We start from the raw sequence: 17,950 nt of genomic DNA, 5'->3' as shown, positions 1-17,950 counted from the left end.
GTAAAAACAGAGATTAACAGTGACTCTCTTTTTTTACGCATAAAATGAATGACCATTCATTCAATATATTAAAGGGGATGTGGGGATAATTATGAACATAAAAAAAGCCGCCGTTTTAGGTTCAGGAGTTATGGGCTCTGGAATTGCAGCTCATTTAGCAAATGTAGGAATTCCAACGCTTTTGCTAGACGTGGTTCCAACTTCATTAACAGCAGACGAGGAAAAAAAGCAGCTAACGCTTGAAGATAGGCAAGTGAGAAATCGGTTGAGTACAACTGCTCTAGCTAAATTAACGAAGCAAAAACCGGCGCCTTTAACGTCGAAGTCATCACTATCGTTAATTACTCCAGGAAATCTTGAAGATCATTTACAGCAGTTAAGCGACTGTGATTGGATTATTGAAGTAGTAGTGGAACGTCTTGATATTAAACAGCAGTTGTTTGAAAGAATTGACAGTGTACGAAAAAAAGGAAGTATTGTAAGTTCAAATACTTCAGGAATATCGATCCACGAAATGGCTAAAGGACGCTCAGAAGATTTTAAAGCGCATTTTTTAGGAACGCACTTTTTTAATCCACCGCGTTATTTAAAGTTATTAGAAATCATTCCAACTCATGACACAAAATCAGAAATTGTTGAATATGTGAAAACGTTTGGTGAAGATGTATTAGGTAAAGGAGTAGTTATTGCAAAAGATACGCCTAACTTTATCGCCAACCGTATCGGTACGTACGGTTTACTTGTGACCGTTCAAGAAATGTTAAAAGGTAATTACAGTGTGGGAGAAGTTGACTCTGTGACGGGCCCCTTAATTGGAAGACCAAAAAGCGCAACGTTTCGAACGTTAGACGTAGTGGGACTAGACACATTTATTCATGTGGCCAACAATGTATTTGACAAAGTAGAAGGCAAAGAAAAAGAAGTGTTCGATGTCCCTTTATTTATGAAACAAATGCAGGAAAATGGCTGGCTGGGAAGCAAGTCGGGGCAAGGCTTCTTTTTGAAGAAAGGAAAGGAAATTTTGGAACTTGATCCTAGTACACTTCAATACGTCGAGAGAAAGAAGTTAAAAACAGCTTCTACCGAATTAAGCAAGCAGGCAAAAGGGCTGCAAAATAAAATGAAAGCGCTTATATATTCGGGTGATCGTGCCGGCCAGCTTCTTTGGAATGTGATCAGTCCCGTTCTTGTATATGCAGCACAGTTAAAAAATGAAATCGCCGACGATATCGTGGCCATTGATCAAGCTATGAAGTGGGGATTTGGTTGGAAAATGGGTCCTTTTGAGACGTGGGATGCAATTGGTTTAGAAAAGTCAATTGAGAAGATGGAGCAGTCTGGCTTAGCAGTTCCGCAATGGGTAAAACAAATGCAGGAAAATGGATTTACAAGCTTCTATAAAGAAATGGAAGGTCAAACGCTTTACTACGAAGATGATGAGTATAAAGCAGTAAAAGAAAATAAAAAGGTGATTCACCTGTCATCTTTACGTTCTCAAAATAATGTCATTTTAGAAAACAGCGGAGCGAGTTTAATTGATTTAGGAGATGATGTGGCGTGCCTGCAGTTCACCTCTCCTAACAATGCAATCGGGCTAGACATTATTAGCTTATTAAATCAGTCTCTTGAAGAAGTGAATAAGAACTATAAAGGGCTGGTCATAGGAAATCAAGGGAAAAATTTCTGCGTTGGCGCTAACTTAGCTATGATTTTAATGGAAGCACAAGATGACAATTATTTTGAAATTGAATTTGTTATTAAACAATTTCAACAGGCAATGATGAAGGTGAAATATAATGAAAAGCCGGTTGTTGCAGCTCCATTTGCGATGACTCTCGGAGGCGGAGCAGAAATTTGCTTACCGTCAGCTAAAATCCAAGCTTCTGCTGAAACTTACATGGGCCTTGTAGAAGTAGGAGTCGGACTCATTCCTGGTGGAGGAGGTAATAAGGAGCTTTATATCAAACAGCTAAATGGTTTACCTAACGGTGTAACGCTCGATCTCCAGCAAATTGCCAATAAAACATTTGAAACAATTGCTACTGCAAAAGTATCTACTTCTGCTGCAGAAGCTAGACAGCTAAACTTTTTAAACCGCCATGATGGCATCAGCGTAAACGGAGATCACTTGCTGAATGATGCGAAGAACTCAGTCCTTGCTTTACATGACACGGGCTATAAACCACCCGTAAGAACTAAGATTCCTGTGGTTGGAGAAACAGGATATGCAACGTTGCTGCTAGGAGCCCAATCCATGAAGTATTCAGGATATATATCAGAACATGATTATAAAATTGCTAGTAAGTTAGCATTTGTGTTAGCCGGAGGACGTGTAGCGTTTGGTTCGGAAGTTGATGAAGAGTATTTACTGGACTTAGAGAGAGAAGCATTTTTAAGCCTTGTTGGAGAAGCGAAGTCTCAAGAACGTATGCAGCACATGTTAGTTAAAGGAAAACCACTGCGTAATTAAGGGGGAGAAAAAATGAGAGAAGCAGTTATTGTAGCAGGTGCTAGGACACCGGTTGGAAAAGCAAAAAAAGGTTCACTGGCAAGTGTTAGACCTGATGATTTGGGGGCCATTGCGGTTAAAGAAACTCTTCGCCGAGCAGGAGGATACGAAGGACCAATTGATGATTTAATTATTGGTTGTGCGATGCCTGAAGCAGAACAAGGTTTGAATATGGCTCGAAATATTGGCGCTCTTGCGGGTTTGCCTTATACGGTGCCAGCAATAACGATTAATCGTTATTGTTCATCAGGTTTGCAAAGTATTGCCTATGGTGCAGAACGAATTATGCTAGGGCAAGCCAAAGCAGTGTTAGCTGGAGGAGCAGAATCAATGAGTTTTGTTCCGATGTTTGGAAACGTAGCGCGTCCGAATGTTCAGCTGGTTGAAAATGCGCCGGAGTATTATATGGGCATGGGACATACAGCAGAACAAGTGGCCATGAAATACGGCATTTCACGTGAAGACCAGGACGCGTTTGCTGTACGCAGCCATCAAAAAGCAGCAAAAGCACTTCAAGAAGGGAAGTTTAACGACGAAATTGTTCCGGTGGAAGTGACGCTTCGAAAAGTGGATGAAAACAATAAGCTCCGTGAACAAAAGCTGATGTTCTCTCAAGATGAAGGAGTTCGTCCTGGCACAACTGCGGATGTATTAGGGAAACTTCGTCCAGCTTTTTCGGTTAAAGGATCCGTAACAGCTGGAAACTCTTCGCAGACAAGTGACGGAGCTGCATCCGTTTTTCTAATGGATAAAGAACAAGCTGAAGCAGAAGGGTTAAAGCCTTTGCTTAAGTTTCGCTCATTTGCAGTTGGAGGAGTTCCGCCTGAAGTAATGGGGATTGGCCCGGTAGCTGCCATCCCTAAAGCTCTTAAACTAGCAGGGCTGGAGCTTTCTGATATCGGATTGTTTGAATTAAATGAAGCATTTGCTTCTCAAGCACTTGGCGTTATTCGTGAATTAAATATTAATGAAGATAAAGTAAATGTAAACGGAGGCGCTATTGCCTTAGGTCATCCATTAGGCTGTACCGGAGCTAAGCTGACTCTTAGCTTAATGCACGAAATGAAGCGTCGAAATGAGCAGTTTGGAATTGTCACGATGTGTATTGGCGGAGGAATGGGAGCTGCTGGTGTATTTGAATTGTTAGCATAATCATTTCAAAGGGGGATATGAACATGTCAAATAAAACAAAACAAATGATTAAAGGTGGAAGCTTTTTAATTGAAGAAGGCGATGCAAGCCGCGTCTACACGCCGGAGGATTATACATCTGAACAAAAGATGATTGCCAAAACGACAGATGAATTTGTAGAAAATGAAGTCCTTCCACAAGTGGAATATTTAGAAAAGCATGAGTTTGACCGTTCTGTCAAGTTATTAAAACAAGCTGGTGAATTAGGGTTACTTGGTGCAGATGTACCGGAAGAATACGGCGGACTCGGTTTAGATAAAATTACCTCCGCTTTAATTGCTGAAAAAATGTCTCGAGCAGGCGGGTTTTCCATCACTCATGGTGCTCACGTAGGAATTGGGTCATTGCCAATCGTCTTATTTGGAACAGAAGAGCAAAAACAAGCATATTTACCTGCTTTAGCAGTTGGGGAAAAAATAGCCGCATATGCGTTAACAGAACCTGGTTCTGGTTCCGATGCCCTCGGTGCGCGCACAACAGCTCGCCTTAACGCCGAAGGCACACACTATGTGTTAAATGGAGAAAAGCAGTGGATTACGAATGCCGGATTTGCTGATGTGTTCGTGGTGTATGCGAAAATCGACGGCGATAAATTTTCTGCTTTTATCGTTGAACGCCAATTCCCAGGCGTTTCGGTTGGACCGGAAGAAAAGAAGATGGGAATCAAGAGTTCATCAACAAGAACGTTGATTCTTGAAGATGCGCTTGTTCCAAAAGAAAACGTGTTAGGTGAAATTGGAAAAGGCCATGTGATTGCGTTTAACATTTTAAATATTGGGCGCTATAAGCTTGGAGTTGGAGCAGTTGGAGCAGGTAAACGTGCGTTAGAAATTACGTCTCAATATGTTAACCAGCGTCAGCAGTTTAAAACGCCCATTGCTAAATTTTCATTAACCCAAGAAAAGTTAGCAACAATGGCTTCTAAATTGTACGCAACTGAAAGCTCCGTCTATCGTACGGTAGGACTTTTTGAAGACCATATGGGCCAGCTTTCAGAAGAACAGCAAAAAGACGGAAAACAAATTGCCGCTTCCATTGCTGAATATGCCATTGAATGCTCATTAAACAAAGTGTTTGCCACGGAATCTCTTGACTACATCGTAGATGAAGGGGTGCAGCTTCACGGAGGCTATGGTTTTATGAGCGAGTATGAAATTGAGCGCCTGTATCGTGATTCTCGCATTAACCGTATTTTTGAAGGAACAAATGAAATTAATCGACTCTTAGTACCAGGCACATATTTACGCAAAGCGCTAAAAGGAGAGCTTCCGCTGCTTCAAAAAGCACAAACGCTTCAAGAAGAATTGATGATGCTTATGCCGCAGGAAGTAGGAAATGAGCCTTTAGATCAAGAAAAAATGCTTGTGCAAAATGGGAAGAAAATTGCGCTCTTGCTTTTAGGTCTGGCTGCACAGAAGTATGGTAAAGAATTAGAGAAAGAACAAGAAATTCTCGTTAATATTTCCGATATGATTAGTAACGTATATGCAATGGAATCCACTGTTTTACGTACTGAAAAAGCCATTTCCAAAACAGGTGCAGATCAAAACAGCTTGAAAGTAAAATATACGCAAGTATTTTGCCAAGAAGCATTTAATCGAATTGAAGCAGATGCAAAAGAAACGTTAATTGGCGTTGAACAAGGTGATACGCTTAGAGTCATGCTTTCGTCTCTTCGCAAGTTAACGCGCTATACACCAATCAATGTGATTAGCGTAAAGCGCGAGATTGCAAAAACGCTTTTAGAAGTAGAGAAGTTCACAGTTTAAGGGAAAAGGAGCTCGCTTCGCGAGCTTCTTTTTGTTTAAGAAGCCTCTATCTAGGTAAATGATAAAGGATGTGTTAAAATACGAAAAAAGCTTAAAATAAAGGGTGGTTGACGAAATGTCATTATTTTTTTATTCATATCCAAAGTGTGGTACGTGCCGAAAAGCAAAGAAGTGGCTGGATGATAACGGAGTAGCGTATGAAGAAATTCATATTGTAGAAAACCCGCCAACAAAAGAGCAGCTGCAATCTTATTATCAGAACAGCGGCTTAGAATTAAAAAAATTCTTTAATACAAGCGGTAAAAAGTATCGCGAATTAGGGCTTAAAGATAAAGTAAGCAGTGCGAGTGAAGACGAACTTCTGTCTATTCTTGCGTCAGATGGCATGTTAATTAAACGTCCGCTGCTAACAGATGGACAAAAAGTAACGCTTGGCTTCAAAGAAGAGCAGTTTGAGGACGTGTGGAAGTAAGTTTTCAAATAGAAAATTTTTACGTTTTACGTTACACTGTTAATAGAAAGTTATTTTAGGTTGTAGAAAGTGTTCTCCACGTTGAAGGCACTTTTTATATAAACAAATTACGATACATATTTTGGAGGGATTAAGATGAGTACACCAAAAGATTTGCGTTATTCTGAAGAGCATGAATGGGTAAAAACAGAAGGAGACGTTGTCCGCGTAGGTATTACGCATTTCGCTCAAGCTGAGCTTGGCGACATCGTATTCGTTGAACTGCCAGAAGTAGGAGCAACAGTAGAAGCTGACGAGCCGTTTGGCAGCGTTGAATCAGTAAAAACAGTTTCTGAGCTTTATGCACCAATTAGCGGTGAAGTTGTAGCAGTCAACGACAACTTAAGCGATAGCCCTGAGCTTGTTAATGAATCTCCATACGAAGAAGCATGGATGATTACAATCAAACCGTCTGATGCTTCTCAAGTAGACAAGCTAATGACAGCAGAGCAATACGAAGAAATGACAAACGAAGGATAATATTCCTCCATAAATTGTCTTTATGAAAAGTTTTTGACTGGACACTCTATTAGTAAACAAGCTAAAGGAGTGTCTTTTTATGTTTGAAAAACAAAAAATGGACGTTACAGATCGCGTTACAGCTAAATTTCATGACGGCGGCATGAAATTATATGTTGATAAGCAGCCAATTGGTGAAGTTAGTTACGGAACAAGCGGCAATGAATACCGCTTTGAAGAAGGGTATTCGCAAGAAAATAATAAGTTCTACCAATATACGGATGTACAAAAGCAAGGTGAAACGCAAAAATATACAGACTGCGACGAAGAAGCAGGATGGTGCTAAACAGTGGCAACTGCCGCTGTTTTTCTTGTTTTATGGAAACAATATGGCCTAAGCTGCCTTTTAAAACAGTTCTTTCTTGCAAATTTCTTTTAAAAAACAGGTGAACTGTGATACATTAACGAATATTGTATAGCATAAAGAAATGATGTTACTATACAACTGACGATTATGGGTGATGAAAATGGGGCTAATTGAAATCGAAAAAGTAATTATTGTCGAAGGAAAATCAGATAAAAAACGTATCCAAGATATCATTCGAGAACCAATTGAAATTATCTGTACAAACGGTACGATTAGTTTATCAAAGCTGGATGAAATTATTGACTTTACGTTTAACAAAGAGGTATACATACTCGTTGACTCTGATGATTCAGGGAATAAGCTAAGAAAACAATTTAAACGAGAGCTTCCGGAAGCAGAGCATCTATATATTGATAAAATGTACCGAGAGGTTGCTGCCGCCCCTAGACATCACATAGCAACAGTATTACTGAGTGCCAATATCGATGTTAATGCAGAATTTTTAACATAAAAGGAATGAGCAACATGCAAGAATGGAGCGAAAAACAGCTTGACGATCAGTTAAAAGAAGGACAAAGAGCGTTTATCTTTTTCCATACACCTTTTTGCGGGACATGTCAGCTGGCAAAAAAAATGTTAACCGTAGCAGAAGCGATGCTGCCCGGTGTAACTATCGGAATGAGCAATTTAAATTATATGCCTTCAAAAGCAGAAGTATTTTCAATTGAAAGTGTACCTTGTTTGATTGAAGTGAAAAATGGCGAAATGGTAAAAAAACTCTATGCGTTTCATTCTATCGAGCACGTACTTGAAGAGCTTCGATAATCAAACGTTTGTTTAAAATGAAGAAATTGAAAGAGAGCAAACCGTTGGGGCTGTTGAAATCTTGGGATATTATCCCAAGAACAAAATCTGTTGACAGCCTATCTGACACATGCTAAAATCACACTCATGAATGTTCATAAATGAATGAATATTTCCCAAAAACAAAATAATTGTTGCGAACTCTTATCAAGAGAGGTGGAGGGACTGAGCCCTGTGAAACCCGGCAACCGTCAGACTAACTGAAATGGTGCCAATTCCTGCAAAGCTATGCGCTTTGAAAGATGAGAGAAAGGATTAAATATCGAGCCTTTCTGTCATGCGCAGAGAGGCTTTTTTAATGAGGAAAATTGTTTTACGGCTTTTTCATCCTATAGGGCAACCTAACATAATTAAGTTTTTACTAAAGAAGGTGAAGAAATATGATTACATTAACAGACGTTACAAAAATTTATCAGGCTAAAAGCGGTCAAGTAACAGCTGTTGATAATGTGAATCTAACCGTTAACCAAGGTGAAATTTACGGAATTATTGGTTATAGCGGAGCGGGGAAAAGTTCTTTAATTCGCTTGCTAAACGGGTTAGAAACACCAACGACAGGAACGGTCGAAGTAGCAGGTAATGATATTGGAAAAATTAAAGGCGGAAAACTCAGAAAAGCTAGACAAGAAATCAGTATGGTGTTTCAGCACTTTAATATCTTGTGGTCGCGTACGGTGCGAGAAAATATTGCCTTTCCGTTAGAAATAGCAGGGATCTCAAAAGAAAAAAGAATGAAACGAGTAGACGAGCTTATCAAGCTAGTCGGGCTTGAAGGGCGTGAAAATGCTTATCCATCACAGCTTAGCGGTGGACAAAAGCAGCGTGTTGGTATTGCTCGAGCGCTAGCCAATAACCCAAAAGTATTGCTGTGTGATGAAGCAACATCAGCGCTTGATCCTCAAACGACAGATTCCATTTTAGATCTGTTAGTAGATATTAATGAGAAGCTAGGGTTAACCATTGTATTGATTACTCATGAAATGCACGTTATTCGTAAAATTTGTCATCGGGTAGCCGTTATGGAAAATGGGGCAGTGGTAGAAGAAGGACAAGTGCTAGAAGTATTCAGAAAACCTAAGCAGCCGATTACAAAACGATTCGTTCAACAGATTTCTGAACCAGAAGAAACGTTTGAAACAATTGAACAAGTACAGGAGTTATATCCAAGCGGGCAAATTATTCAGCTGACGTTTGTTGGCGGAAAAGCAGAGCAACCGCTCATTACAACGATTTTAAAACAGTTTGATGTAACGATTAATATTTTGCAAGGAAAGATTTCTCATACACAAACAGGTTCATACGGAACGTTGTTCGTTCATTTAGACGGAGAATTAACAGAAGTTGAAAAAGTCATTGCATACATTCATGAGCAGCAGGTAGAAGTGGAGGTAATGACAAATGCTTGAGAAACTATTTCCAAACGTTATTTTAGATGATTTTATTCAAGCGACAAATGAAACACTATATATGACGGCTATTTCAGTTATAGCCACGTTTGTTCTAGGTATTTTATTAGGCTTGCTTTTATTTTTAACGTCCAAAGGACAGCTTTGGCAAAACAAACCTTTATATGCCATTGTGTCAGCAGTTGTAAATATCTTTCGTTCCATTCCATTCATTATTTTAATTGTTTTACTGATTCCATTTACCAAAGCATTGGTAGGAAGTATTTTAGGCGCTAATGCAGCGTTACCTGCTTTAATTGTTGGAGCAGCACCATTTTACGCGCGTCTTGTAGAAATTGGTCTGCGTGAAATTGATAAAGGTGTTATTGAAGCTGCTAAATCAATGGGAGCAACAACAAGCACTATTATCTTTAAAGTGCTGTTACCTGAATCGCTGCCAGCTTTAATTTCTGGTTTGACGGTAACGACGATTGCGTTAGTCGGCTATACGGCAATGGCGGGTGTGATTGGAGCTGGAGGTCTCGGGAATCTTGCATATTTAGAAGGATTCCAGCGCAGTCATAATGATGTAACGCTAGCTGCTACGATCTTAATTTTGATTATTGTATTTATTATCCAACTTATTGGAGATGCGATTACTGCAAAAATTGATAAAAGATAAAGGGAGGATTATTTATTATGAAAAAATGGCTTTCGGCTTTAGCACTAACATCTGCGCTAGTAGTAGGATTAGCTGCATGTGGATCTAACAATGGATCAAAAGATGAAAAGAAAATTGTTGTGGGTGCATCTAATACGCCTCATGCTGAAATTTTAGAACAAGCAAAACCGATTTTAGAAAAACAAGGAATCGACTTGGAAATTAAAAAATTCCAAGATTACATCTTACCGAACACAGCTCTTGCAAACAATGAAATTGATGCAAACTACTTCCAGCACGTTCCTTATATGAATTCAGTGCTAAAAGATCACAAGGGTGAAAAAGGGTATGATTTTGTAAGTGCCGGTGCCATTCACATTGAACCAATCGGTATCTACTCTAAAAAATACAAAAGCTTAAAAGATCTTCCGAAAAACGGCACAGTTATTATGCGTGATGCAGTAGCAGAGCAAGGACGTATTTTATCGATTTTTGAAAAAGCCGGCGTAATCAAATTAAAACCAGGCGTAAAGAAAATAGATGCACAAATTAAAGATATCGTAGAAAACCCGAAGAATTTAAAATTTAAAGCCGATGTTGAAGGCGGATTGTTACCTCAAATGTACAAAAATAATGAAGGTGACGCTGTTGTTATCAATGCTAACTATGCTATCGATGCTGGCTTAGATCCAGTAAAAGATCCAATCGCAGTGGAAAGTAAAGAAAATAACCCTTATGCAAACATCATTACGGTTCACAAAGGCGACGAAAATAAAGATACAGTGAAAGCTTTAGTGAAAGTTCTTCACTCTAAAGAAATTCAAGACTACATTAAAGAAAAATACAAAGGCGGAGTACTGCCGGTAAATAAATAATAGAAGAAAAGCGCTTGCCCACTCTGGGCAAGTGCTTTTTTTGTATGCGGGAAAACGAATAACTCTTATTTTTCTCACGCATACTAACCGTGAAAACTTTACTGATGATGGGAGCTGACGTTATGCAGCAAGAAGCACGTCATTCAACTGAGCAAGCACTTCATGATTATAAAATGGGTGTTGGGAAATTTAGCGAAAAATTGCCGGAAGTAACAAAAACGTTTAATGCGTTTACTGAAGCATGTTTTGGAGAAGGTTCTCTTTCTAAAAAAGAAAAGCAGTTAATCGCGTTAGGAATCAGCGTAGTAGCTCAAGACGAGTACTGTATGATTTATCATACAAAAGGCTGCATTGATCAAGGTGCAACTGAGCAAGAAATTTTAGAAGCATGCGGAGTGTCAGCAGCATTTGGCGGAGGCGCAGCGATGAGTCAGTCCGTTACGCTTGTCCAAGAGTGTATTTCAGAACTGACTAGCCACACGCACTAAGTAAATAAAGTGGGTAAAAAAGCTTGTCTTAGAAGGCTCTATGGAGTCTTTTAAGGCAACTTTTTTATGAGTGGATTTAGTCTTGAAAAACGTACATAATGGTTTAAAACCTTTTGGGTCAAAAGGTTGCTATAAGTTTTCATTTGTTATAAGATTGTAATGAGAATAAAATGAGAATAATTAAAAAGATATAGGTATATCGTTTTTTACTATATACGTCTATAACTGGAGGTTTTAATATGGCAGGGTCAACTTTAACAATTAAAGATCTTCATGTTGCAATTGAAGGTAAAGAAATTTTAAAAGGTGTTAATTTAGAAGTTAAGGGCGGCGAAATCCATGCAATCATGGGACCAAACGGTACTGGTAAATCAACATTATCTTCAGCAATCATGGGACATCCTAAATACGAGGTTACACAAGGAAGCATCACGCTAGACGGCGAAGATGTACTTGAGATGGAAGTAGATGAGCGCGCTCGTGCAGGTCTATTCCTAGCTATGCAATATCCAAGTGAAATCAGCGGGGTAACAAATGCAGACTTCTTACGTTCAGCAATTAATGCTCGTCGTGAAGAAGGCGAAGAAATTTCACTAATGAAATTCATCCGTCAATTAGACAAAAACATGGATTTCTTAGAAATGGATCAAGACATGGCTCAGCGTTACCTAAACGAAGGTTTCTCTGGCGGTGAGAAGAAACGTAATGAAATTCTTCAATTAATGATGCTTCAACCAGGAATTGCAATTTTAGATGAAATCGACTCTGGTTTAGATATCGATGCGTTAAAAGTTGTATCAAAAGGTATTAATGAACTGCGCGGCAGCGAGTTTGGTTGCTTAATGATTACTCACTACCAACGTTTACTAAACTACATTACACCAGATAAAGTTCACGTTATGATGCAAGGTCGCGTTGTAAAATCAGGCGGACCAGAATTAGCACAGCGTCTAGAGGCAGAAGGTTATGACTGGATCAAACAAGAATTAGGTATTGAAGACGAAACTGTAGAGCAAGAAGCTTAAGAGTTAGGAGGATCTCTATGACTATTGATACGAAATTACCATTTGATCAAGAGTACATCAGCAGCTTTTCAAAAGAAGCTAATGAACCAAGTTGGCTGCTAGATCTTCGCTTACAAGCTCTTGCGAAAGCAGAAGATCTTGCACTTCCAAAGCCAGATAAAACAAACATTTCGAAATGGAACTTTACTGCATTTGACAAGCACACTTCACAGGCAAGCACAATCTCATCTGTAGACGAGCTTCCAGAAGTGGTTAAAGCATTGATTGATACAGAAGCTGTTAAAAATCTATATGTTCAGCGTGACCAAACAGCAGCATATTCAACATTAACAGAAGAGCTAAAGTCTCAAGGCGTTATCTTCACAGATATTCAAACAGCTGCTAAAGAGCATAGCGACCTTGTTGAGAAGTACTTCATGAAAGACGGAGTTAAAGTAGATGAGCACCGTTTAACTGCATTAAACGCAGCGTTATTAAACGGCGGTGTATTTGTATACGTTCCTAAAAATGTAGAAGTACAAGAGCCGCTTCAAGCTGTATTTGTCCGTGAAGATGAAGAAGCTGCTTTATTCAACCATGTGATTGTTGTAGCTGAAGACAACAGCTCAGTAACATATGTAGAAAACTACATTGCTACTGCTGAAGAGTCAAACGGTGTTGTCAATATCGTGACGGAAGTATTTGCCAACAGCAATGCGAAAGTAACATTTGGGGCTGTTGACTACTTAGCTAAAGGTACAACTACTTATGTGAACCGCCGCGGCGTAGCGGGCAAAGATGGTCGCATTGAGTGGGCTTTAGGCTTAATGAGTGAAGGAAATACAGTTTCAGAAAATACAACGTATCTAATGGGCGACGGTTCATATGGAGATACAAAAACGGTAACAGTTGGACGTGGAGAGCAGTCTCAAAACTTAACAACAAGTATCGTACATTTTGGAAAACATTCTGAAGGCTACATTTTAAAACACGGCGTTATGAAAGAAAGCGCGTCTTCAATCTTTAACGGTATCGGTAAAATTGAACACGGTGCGTCTAAATCAAACGCTGAGCAAGAATCTCGTGTGTTAATGTTAAGTGAAAAAGCACGTGGAGACGCAAACCCAATTCTTCTAATTGATGAAGACGATGTAACAGCAGGGCACGCTGCATCTGTTGGACGCGTAGATCCAATTCAGCTTTACTACTTAATGAGCCGCGGTATTCCGCAAACAGAAGCAGAACGTCTAGTTATCCACGGGTTCTTAGCACCAGTTGTAAACGAGTTGCCAATCGAAACGGTTAAAAAGCAATTAACAGATTTAATTGAAAGGAAAGTTCGATAATGAATATCTCTGATATTCGTAAACAATTTCCTATTTTAGACCAAGAGGTAAATGGCAGCCCACTCGTTTATTTAGACAGTGCAGCAACTTCACAAAAGCCGCTTGCTGTAATTGAAGCAATTGAGAAGTATTATAAAGAATATAACTCAAACGTACACCGAGGTGTTCACACGCTTGGTACAAGAGCAACAGACGGATACGAAGGCGCTCGTGAAAAGGTTCGTAAGTTTATTAATGCAAAATCAACGGAAGAGATTATCTTTACGCGCGGTACAACGACAGCTCTTAATACAGTAGCTGCAAGCTATGGCCGTGCTAATCTCAAACCTGGTGATGAAATTGTGATTACTTATATGGAGCATCACAGCAACATCATTCCTTGGCAGCAAGTTGCCAAGGAAACAGGTGCAACGTTAAAATATATTTCATTAACAGAAGATCATGCACTTTCACTAGAAGAGGTAAAAAGCACGATTACATCCAACACCAAAATTGTATCGATCATGCAAGTATCTAACGTATTGGGTACAATTAACCCAGTAAAAGAGATTGCAGAAATTGCACATGCTAACGGTGCAGTAATGGTTGTGGATGGTGCACAAAGTACGCCTCATATGAAGGTGGATGTACAAGATTTAGACTGTGATTTCTTTGCTTTCTCTGGACATAAAATGGGCGGGCCGACTGGAATCGGCGCTCTTTATGGAAAGAAAGAGCTTCTTGAAAAAATGGAACCAATCGAGTTTGGCGGCGAAATGATTGACTTCGTAAACCTATACGAATCAACGTGGAAAGAACTTCCTTGGAAATTTGAAGGGGGTACGCCAATCATTGCAGGTGCAATTGGTTTAGGTGCAGCAATTGATTTCTTAGAAGAAGTTGGTTTAGATAATATTCAAGCACATGAACACAAGTTAGCGCAGTATGCACTGGATCGCTTATCGCAAGTAGATGGAATTACGATCTACGGACCGAAAGAGCGAGCGGGTGTTGTGACGTTTAATATTGAAGATGTGCATCCGCACGACGTTGCAACAGTAGTAGACGCTGATGGAATTGCGATTCGTGCAGGTCATCACTGTGCGCAGCCGCTGATGAAATATTTAAACGTATCTTCTACTGCACGTGCAAGCTTCTATTTGTATAACACGGAAGAAGAAGTAGATAAATTGGTATCATCATTAATAAAAACGAAGGAGTATTTTACAAATGGCTTTTAATAATTTAGATACTCTCTATCGTCAAGTAATTATGGACCATTATAAAAACCCGCGTAATCGTGGAACGTTGAATGAAGATACTGTGAACATTCATATGAATAACCCGACATGTGGAGACCGCATTGAACTTTCTTTAAAAGTAGAGGACGGCAAAGTGGTGGATGCAAAGTTCGAAGGTGAAGGATGTTCAATTTCAATGTCATCAGCTTCAATGATGACACAAGCAATTAAAGGTCAAGAAGTAGACAAAGCGTTTAAAATGGCCCATATCTTCTCTGACATGATGCAAGGTAAAGAGTATGATGATAGTATAGATTTAGGAGATATTGAAGCACTTCAAGGTGTAGCAAAATTTCCTGCGCGTATTAAATGTGCAACACTAGCGTGGAAAGCGATGGAAAAAGGTCTTAACGAACAAGAATAGGACCTTCATTCATTCCCAATCCTATCAAGTAGGGGGTAATAAAAGATGGCTAAAAAAATGCCAGAAATCGGCGATTATAAATATGGATTTTCCGATAAAGACGTATCAATTTTCCGCTCTAAACGCGGTTTAACAAAAGAAATCGTAGAAGAAATTTCTCGTATGAAAGAGGAACCACAGTGGATGCTTGACTTCCGTTTGAAATCTCTAGAGCACTTCTACAACATGCCAATGCCACAGTGGGGCGGAGACATGGCAAGCTTAGACTTTGATGAAATTACGTACTACGTAAAACCATCTGAGAAGTCTGAACGCTCTTGGGATGAAGTTCCTGAAGAAATTAAACAAACGTTTGATAAACTAGGTATTCCTGAAGCAGAGCAAAAGTATCTTGCGGGTGTATCAGCTCAGTACGAATCTGAAGTTGTTTATCACAATATGAAAGAAGATCTTGAAGCACAAGGTATCGTATTTAAAGATACGGATACGGCGCTAAAAGAAAACGAAGATATTTTCCGTGAGCATTTTGGAAAAGTTATCCCGCCAACGGATAACAAATTCTCTGCACTTAACTCGGCGGTTTGGTCTGGTGGATCATTCATTTACGTACCAAAAGGCGTAAAAGTAGATACACCATTACAAGCTTATTTCCGTATTAACTCTGAAAATATGGGACAGTTTGAGCGTACGTTAATTATTGCTGATGAAGGCTCACACGTTCACTATGTAGAGGGCTGTACAGCACCTGTTTATACAACAAACTCCCTTCACAGTGCCGTTGTAGAGATCATCATCAAAAAAGATGCGTATTGCCGCTATACAACAATTCAAAACTGGGCGAACAACGTATACAACCTTGTAACAAAACGCGCGGTTTGTGAAGCAAATGCAACAATGGAATGGATTGATGGAAACATCGGTTCTAAGTTAACAATGAAATATCCAGCTGTTATCTTAAAAGGTGAAGGTGCACGTGGTATGACATTATCTATTGCCCTTGCTGGTAAAGGACAGCACCAAGATGCTGGTGCAAAAATGATTCACTTAGCACCGAACACATCTTCAACGATCGTATCAAAATCAATTTCAAAACAAGGCGGTAAAGTAACATACCGCGGTATCGTACACTTCGGCCGTAAAGCAGAAGGTGCACGTGCGAACATTGAGTGTGATACGCTGATTATGGATAATCAATCAACTTCTGATACAATTCCGTACAATGAGATTTTAAATGACAACATCTCACTTGAGCATGAAGCGAAGGTATCAAAAGTATCTGAAGAACAATTATTCTATCTAATGAGCCGCGGTATTTCTGAAGAAGAAGCAACAGAAATGATTGTAATGGGCTTTATTGAGCCATTTACAAAAGAGCTTCCGATGGAATATGCAGTAGAAATGAACCGTCTAATCAAATTTGAAATGGAAGGTTCAATCGGTTAATAATAGATCAAAACTCGTTTGCTGTTTATGCAAACGAGTTTTTTTGTATCGTTTGTATTAAAATAAAGAAAAGCGAAGCTAAGAACATAGAGGAGGAGTGGCATGATTTATATTGGAGTCACAGGCTGGGGAGATCATGATTCATTATATGAAGCGGGGGTTTCATCAAGAGACAAGCTTGCCGTATATGCAGGCCATTTTCCAATTGTTGAAGTCGATTCATCTTTTTATGCAATTCAACCAACATCAAATGTAAAAAAATGGGTAAACGATACACCGGAATCTTTTCGTTTTGTGGTAAAAGCCTATCAAGGTATGACAGGGCATATGAGAGAAGGAAATCCGTTTGATAGCAAAGAAGAAATGTTTCATGCATTTTTAGAATCAGTGAAGCCTTACGTAACATCGAATAAGCTTGGTATGATTTTATTTCAAATGCCACCCTGGTTTGACTGTACAAAAGAAAATGTAGCCTATTTGAGATATAGCCGCGAGAAGTTTGGAGATTTGCCAGTAGCGCTTGAGTTTCGAAATCAATCTTGGTTTAAGCCGTTTTTCTATGATAAAACGCTGACGTTTATGGAACAAGAGAAGTGGATTCACGGTATTTGTGATGAACCGCAGGCAGGAGAAGGATCTATTCCAATTGTGATTCATGCTACAGATAAACAGAAAACACTTATCCGTTTTCACGGACGAAACGTACATGGTTGGAATAAGCCCGCAGAAGGCAATTGGCGAGCAGTAAGGTTTTTGTATCGTTACAATGAAAAAGAGCTCCTAGAGTGGAAAGAACGGCTTGAAAAGCTACAAAAACAAACGAAGGACATTTACCTGTTATTTAATAATAACTCCGGCGGAGATGCTGTACATAATGCCAAACAGCTCATGAGTTTATTAAATATTGAATATGAAAATTTAGCTCCTAAACAATTAGATTTTTTTAATGAATTTTAGCACTGAGTCCTATAAAAGTTTATATAAATAAGGAAGAAGGAATATAAACGTCAAATAGGTAGAAAAGTATATGTAAAACCTCACTTTTTTCTTTCAAAATCATAAATTGATTAAGAAAGGAGTGAGTTACTATGATTACCTTAGCGCCTATCGTAATTGAAGGTCATACGTTTAATGCAGTTACCGTATTGCTGCCAAAAACAACTCTGTTAACAATCTCATCAGATAAAGGGTACATTATGTGCGGAGCACTAGACGTAGGTCTATTAAATGATAAATTAGCTGATCGTCAAATAATAGCTGGAAGAGCTGTAGGTGTACGTACAATTGAGCAGCTTCTTGAAGCGCCTCTTGAATCTGTAACGCTTGAAGCTGAAAAAAGAGGAATTTTTAAAGGAACAATTGGCAAAGATGCTTTATTGAAAATGCTTTAATATAGTGGGGAATTTAAGATAAAACTTTTTAAAAGAAGCGTGA

19 protein-coding genes and 1 riboswitch are annotated in these 17,950 nt (G+C 39.1%); all 19 genes read left to right on the top strand.

The genetic code is table 11. The annotated features are described in order from the left end of the window. Positions 1 to 88: 88 nt before the first annotated feature. The 19 genes from JNUCC25_RS25135 (at position 89) to JNUCC25_RS25045 (ending at position 17,907) form a co-directional block, all read left to right on the top strand. Positions 89 to 2,470, top strand: coding sequence for a 3-hydroxyacyl-CoA dehydrogenase/enoyl-CoA hydratase family protein (locus JNUCC25_RS25135; RefSeq protein ID WP_170960121.1), 2,382 nt, complete (start codon positions 89 to 91; stop codon positions 2,468 to 2,470). 12 nt (positions 2,471 to 2,482) lie between these two features. Beyond that, positions 2,483 to 3,661 carry an acetyl-CoA C-acetyltransferase gene (locus tag JNUCC25_RS25130; RefSeq protein WP_013059658.1) on the top strand — a complete coding sequence of 393 codons (1,179 nt, stop codon included), beginning with the start codon at positions 2,483 to 2,485 and terminating at the stop codon, positions 3,659 to 3,661. Between the two features lie 23 nt (positions 3,662 to 3,684). After that, the gene (locus JNUCC25_RS25125) at positions 3,685 to 5,469 is read left to right on the top strand and encodes an acyl-CoA dehydrogenase family protein (protein ID WP_029319253.1); all 1,785 of its coding nucleotides are present in this window, start codon (positions 3,685 to 3,687) and stop codon (positions 5,467 to 5,469) included. A gap of 115 nt (positions 5,470 to 5,584) precedes the next feature. After that, complete coding sequence (locus JNUCC25_RS25120; RefSeq protein ID WP_013059656.1) at positions 5,585 to 5,941, top strand: arsenate reductase family protein; 357 nt, start codon at positions 5,585 to 5,587, stop codon at positions 5,939 to 5,941. 135 nt (positions 5,942 to 6,076) lie between these two features. Beyond that, entirely contained in the window at positions 6,077 to 6,460 is a 384-nt protein-coding gene (gcvH, locus tag JNUCC25_RS25115; protein ID WP_013059655.1) for a glycine cleavage system protein GcvH, read from the top strand. Between the two features lie 79 nt (positions 6,461 to 6,539). After that, positions 6,540 to 6,785, top strand: a complete 246-nt coding sequence (locus JNUCC25_RS25110) for a YusG family protein (RefSeq protein ID WP_013059654.1) — start codon at positions 6,540 to 6,542, stop codon at positions 6,783 to 6,785. 181 nt (positions 6,786 to 6,966) lie between these two features. Continuing rightward, entirely contained in the window at positions 6,967 to 7,317 is a 351-nt protein-coding gene (locus JNUCC25_RS25105) for a toprim domain-containing protein (RefSeq protein ID WP_013059653.1), read from the top strand. 14 nt (positions 7,318 to 7,331) lie between these two features. Next, positions 7,332 to 7,631 (top strand): thioredoxin family protein, encoded by a 300-nt coding sequence (locus tag JNUCC25_RS25100; protein ID WP_013059652.1) that lies wholly within the window; start codon positions 7,332 to 7,334, stop codon positions 7,629 to 7,631. A 180-nt stretch (positions 7,632 to 7,811) separates the two neighbouring features. Next, positions 7,812 to 7,919, top strand: a riboswitch (SAM riboswitch). 131 nt (positions 7,920 to 8,050) lie between these two features. Beyond that, complete coding sequence (locus JNUCC25_RS25095) at positions 8,051 to 9,076, top strand: methionine ABC transporter ATP-binding protein (protein WP_013059651.1); 1,026 nt, start codon at positions 8,051 to 8,053, stop codon at positions 9,074 to 9,076. Beyond that, on the top strand, positions 9,069 to 9,737 hold the full coding sequence (locus JNUCC25_RS25090) for a methionine ABC transporter permease (RefSeq protein ID WP_013085342.1): 669 nt from the start codon (positions 9,069 to 9,071) through the stop codon (positions 9,735 to 9,737). Before JNUCC25_RS25095 ends, JNUCC25_RS25090 begins: the two co-directional genes overlap by 8 nt. A 17-nt stretch (positions 9,738 to 9,754) precedes the next feature. Next, positions 9,755 to 10,591 carry a MetQ/NlpA family ABC transporter substrate-binding protein gene (locus JNUCC25_RS25085; RefSeq protein ID WP_013059649.1) on the top strand — a complete coding sequence of 279 codons (837 nt, stop codon included), beginning with the start codon at positions 9,755 to 9,757 and terminating at the stop codon, positions 10,589 to 10,591. 122 nt (positions 10,592 to 10,713) lie between these two features. After that, a complete protein-coding gene (locus JNUCC25_RS25080; RefSeq protein ID WP_013059648.1) occupies positions 10,714 to 11,079 on the top strand; it encodes a carboxymuconolactone decarboxylase family protein in 366 nt (121 codons plus the stop codon). A 239-nt stretch (positions 11,080 to 11,318) separates the two neighbouring features. After that, positions 11,319 to 12,104: a Fe-S cluster assembly ATPase SufC gene (gene sufC / locus JNUCC25_RS25075; protein ID WP_013059647.1), complete on the top strand. Its 786-nt coding sequence runs from the start codon at positions 11,319 to 11,321 to the stop codon at positions 12,102 to 12,104. A gap of 17 nt (positions 12,105 to 12,121) precedes the next feature. Next, positions 12,122 to 13,429, top strand: a complete 1,308-nt coding sequence (sufD, locus tag JNUCC25_RS25070) for a Fe-S cluster assembly protein SufD (protein WP_014457887.1) — start codon at positions 12,122 to 12,124, stop codon at positions 13,427 to 13,429. Continuing rightward, the gene (locus JNUCC25_RS25065) at positions 13,429 to 14,649 is read left to right on the top strand and encodes a cysteine desulfurase (protein ID WP_013059645.1); all 1,221 of its coding nucleotides are present in this window, start codon (positions 13,429 to 13,431) and stop codon (positions 14,647 to 14,649) included. The genes sufD and JNUCC25_RS25065 overlap by 1 nt, the downstream gene beginning before the upstream one ends. Further along, the gene (gene sufU, locus JNUCC25_RS25060; protein ID WP_025601570.1) at positions 14,639 to 15,073 is read left to right on the top strand and encodes a Fe-S cluster assembly sulfur transfer protein SufU; all 435 of its coding nucleotides are present in this window, start codon (positions 14,639 to 14,641) and stop codon (positions 15,071 to 15,073) included. The genes JNUCC25_RS25065 and sufU overlap by 11 nt, the downstream gene beginning before the upstream one ends. A 45-nt stretch (positions 15,074 to 15,118) precedes the next feature. After that, positions 15,119 to 16,516: a Fe-S cluster assembly protein SufB gene (gene sufB, locus JNUCC25_RS25055; protein WP_013059643.1), complete on the top strand. Its 1,398-nt coding sequence runs from the start codon at positions 15,119 to 15,121 to the stop codon at positions 16,514 to 16,516. Between the two features lie 102 nt (positions 16,517 to 16,618). Continuing rightward, a complete protein-coding gene (locus tag JNUCC25_RS25050; RefSeq protein ID WP_025601573.1) occupies positions 16,619 to 17,473 on the top strand; it encodes a DUF72 domain-containing protein in 855 nt (284 codons plus the stop codon). Positions 17,474 to 17,604: 131 nt separating this feature from the next. Further along, a complete protein-coding gene (locus JNUCC25_RS25045) occupies positions 17,605 to 17,907 on the top strand; it encodes a YunC family protein (RefSeq protein WP_013059641.1) in 303 nt (100 codons plus the stop codon). Positions 17,908 to 17,950: the final 43 nt, after the last annotated feature.

It is taken from the genome of Priestia sp. JNUCC 25 (assembly GCF_053667915.1).
This window is presented reverse-complemented; position numbering and strand designations above follow the sequence as displayed.

Coding starts and splice junctions, on each gene's coding strand:
- JNUCC25_RS25130 (WP_013059658.1), top strand. CDS start 2,483: ATGAGAGAAGCAGTTATTGTAGCAGGTGCTAGGACACCGGTTGGAAAA.
- JNUCC25_RS25125 (WP_029319253.1), top strand. CDS start 3,685: ATGTCAAATAAAACAAAACAAATGATTAAAGGTGGAAGCTTTTTAATT.
- JNUCC25_RS25120 (WP_013059656.1), top strand. CDS start 5,585: ATGTCATTATTTTTTTATTCATATCCAAAGTGTGGTACGTGCCGAAAA.
- gcvH (WP_013059655.1), top strand. CDS start 6,077: ATGAGTACACCAAAAGATTTGCGTTATTCTGAAGAGCATGAATGGGTA.
- JNUCC25_RS25110 (WP_013059654.1), top strand. CDS start 6,540: ATGTTTGAAAAACAAAAAATGGACGTTACAGATCGCGTTACAGCTAAA.
- JNUCC25_RS25105 (WP_013059653.1), top strand. CDS start 6,967: ATGGGGCTAATTGAAATCGAAAAAGTAATTATTGTCGAAGGAAAATCA.
- JNUCC25_RS25100 (WP_013059652.1), top strand. CDS start 7,332: ATGCAAGAATGGAGCGAAAAACAGCTTGACGATCAGTTAAAAGAAGGA.
- JNUCC25_RS25095 (WP_013059651.1), top strand. CDS start 8,051: ATGATTACATTAACAGACGTTACAAAAATTTATCAGGCTAAAAGCGGT.
- JNUCC25_RS25090 (WP_013085342.1), top strand. CDS start 9,069: ATGCTTGAGAAACTATTTCCAAACGTTATTTTAGATGATTTTATTCAA.
- JNUCC25_RS25085 (WP_013059649.1), top strand. CDS start 9,755: ATGAAAAAATGGCTTTCGGCTTTAGCACTAACATCTGCGCTAGTAGTA.
- JNUCC25_RS25080 (WP_013059648.1), top strand. CDS start 10,714: ATGCAGCAAGAAGCACGTCATTCAACTGAGCAAGCACTTCATGATTAT.
- sufC (WP_013059647.1), top strand. CDS start 11,319: ATGGCAGGGTCAACTTTAACAATTAAAGATCTTCATGTTGCAATTGAA.
- sufD (WP_014457887.1), top strand. CDS start 12,122: ATGACTATTGATACGAAATTACCATTTGATCAAGAGTACATCAGCAGC.
- JNUCC25_RS25065 (WP_013059645.1), top strand. CDS start 13,429: ATGAATATCTCTGATATTCGTAAACAATTTCCTATTTTAGACCAAGAG.
- sufU (WP_025601570.1), top strand. CDS start 14,639: ATGGCTTTTAATAATTTAGATACTCTCTATCGTCAAGTAATTATGGAC.
- sufB (WP_013059643.1), top strand. CDS start 15,119: ATGGCTAAAAAAATGCCAGAAATCGGCGATTATAAATATGGATTTTCC.
- JNUCC25_RS25050 (WP_025601573.1), top strand. CDS start 16,619: ATGATTTATATTGGAGTCACAGGCTGGGGAGATCATGATTCATTATAT.
- JNUCC25_RS25045 (WP_013059641.1), top strand. CDS start 17,605: ATGATTACCTTAGCGCCTATCGTAATTGAAGGTCATACGTTTAATGCA.